Genomic DNA, 2438 nt, shown 5'->3' with positions numbered 1-2438 from the left:
ACCGAGATCGAAGAAGTCGTCGTCGACACCCACTCGTCCGGCGTCGAGAGTGTCGGCGAACACCCGCACCACCAGCGCCTCGGTCTCCGTGCTCGGCGCACGGTACTGCACCTTGTCGAACACCGGGGCGGGCAGAGCTCGACGGTCCACCTTGCCGCTGGAATTCAGGGGAAGGCCGTCCAGAACGACGAACGCAGCGGGGATCATGTAGGACGGTAGTTCGCCCGATAGATACGACTGCAGCGCGGTTCGATCGACCGTCCGACCGTCGGACGGAACTACGTAGGCCACCAACCGGTGGCCGAGCTCTCCGTCCTCGCGCGCCACGACGGCTACGTCGGTGAGGTCGCTGTGCGTGCGGAGAGCGGATTCGACTTCGCCCAACTCGATGCGATAGCCGCGAACCTTGACTTGCTCGTCCGTACGGCCGAGGTACTCGAGTTCGCCGTCGCGATTCCACCGAGCGAGGTCTCCGGTTCGATACATGCGTGTGCCGCTGCGGCCGAAGGGATCGGCGACGAACCGCTCGGCCGTCAAGGCCGTACGTGAGGTGTACCCGCGCGCGAGTTGAACCCCGGTGAGGTACAGATTGCCGCCGACACCCGCCGGAACGAGGTTCATTCTGTCGTCCAGCACGAGGCATCCGGTATTCCACGCGGGCGCCCCGACGGGCACGACAGACCTGTCCGTGTTCCCCACCTCGTGCTGAGTCACCGACACTGCTGCCTCGGTCGGCCCGTACAGATTCACGAGCTTTCCGGCGTTGCAGCGCCGGAACCACTGTGCGAGACCGGCCGGGAGCTCTTCACCGATCGAATACACCCGCTGGATCGACGAAGGAAGCACCCCGGACGAGTGAGTCAGCAGCGCGTTCAGCATTGTCGGCACGAGACCGAGAGTCGTCACGCCCTCGGCACTGACAACTTCGAGGAGGTACGCCGGATCCGCGTGCAGGCGTGGCTCCGCGATCACCGCTGTACTGCCTGCGAGCAACGCACCCCAGTACTCCCACACGGACAGATCGAACGTCACTGCCGTGTGAACCAGAACCTTGTCGCCGCTCCCAGTCCCGAAGGTGGTACGCAACCACTCCACTTGATTGACGATCGCGCGGTGTGAGACCGCCACACCCTTGGGCCTGCCGGTCGAGCCGGAGGTGAAGATGACGTAGGCAGTATTGTCCGGTCGCAGCGGCGCGATCCGCTCGGAGTCGTCCAGTGGTTCATCGGACAATCCGGCAAGATCCATCTCGTCCACCGCCACCGTCGGCGCCGTGGTCTGCCAGCCTGCGGAGTCCCCGGGGCCGGTGACGACCAACACGGGCTCGGCCGTGTCGATCACGTATGCGTTGCGGTCCGCAGGATTACCACTGTCGATGGGAACGTACGCGGCACCGGTCTTGACGACCGCGTACATCGTCACCAGTAAATCGAGTCCACGCGGGATCGACAGCGCGACCGCCGACTCCGGCCCGACTCCGCGCGAGATCAGGTAGCGCGCAACCCTATTGACCCGGGAGTCGAATTGCCGGAAGGTCAACCGTTGACCGTCTGCGACGACGGCTTCGCTGTTCGGCGTGTCGGACACCCGTGCTTCGAACAATGAGGCGAGGGTCGCGGACTCACTGACCGGATGTGACGTCCGATCTGCGGAGTGCACCATCGAGCGCTGCTCGGCAGCACTCATCAGATCGATGTCGCCGATGCGCACGTCTGCATCGTCGACGACGCAGCCGAGAACCCGTACGAAACGATCGAGCATCGACTGCGCCGTCGTCTCGTCGAAAAGATCTGTCGCGTAGGACAGCTCGATCCCGAACGCGGCATCACCACCGCGGTCGGCACGTTCTGTGATGGTGAAATGCAGATCGGACTTGGCGACGTTCGACTCGAACTCGACGGGTCGGACAGCCAAATCCGGCAGCTCGAGGTCTTTGTGTGCGATGTTCTGGAACGAGAAGCCGACCTGGAACAGCGGACTGTACGCAGAGGACCGCGGCGGATTGATCGCTTCGACGACCCGCTCGAAGGGAACGTCGGAGTTCGCGAACGCAGCGAGGTCCACTTCACGGACGTCGGCAAGCGAGTCGACGAAGCTGGCGGACGGGTCCATCCTGGTCCTGAGCACGAGAGTGTTGACGAACATGCCGATGAGCCCATCGAGCGCTTCGTCCCCGCGCCCCGCGATAGGTGTGCCGACGACGATGTCGCCGGAGCCGCTCATGCGACTCAGCAACGCCGCCAGGGCAGTGTGAACCACCATGAACAGCGAGGCACCGTGCTCGTGCGCAACAGTCGTCAAGCCTCGATGGACATCGCCAGGGAGCATCGACCGCACTGCCGCGCCGACGAACGACTGCTGTTCGGGACGCCGACGGTCGGTAGGCAAGTCGATCACGGGAGCGACTCCGCCCAGCTGCTCCTGCCAGTACGCGATCT

Annotated in this window: 1 protein-coding gene; it reads right to left on the bottom strand. The window is 64.4% G+C overall.

Annotation, left to right across the window (positions count from 1 at the left end):
- Nucleotides 1–2438, bottom strand: a 2438-nt coding sequence (locus A2J03_RS22345) for a non-ribosomal peptide synthetase (protein WP_156520533.1), incomplete at both ends; no start/stop codon positions are given.

Source organism: Rhodococcus sp. EPR-157, assembly GCF_001647195.1.
Lineage (GTDB): Bacteria > Actinomycetota > Actinomycetes > Mycobacteriales > Mycobacteriaceae > Rhodococcoides.
The sequence above is the reverse complement of the archived record's forward strand: the minus strand, read 5'-3'. Positions and strand labels throughout refer to the sequence as shown.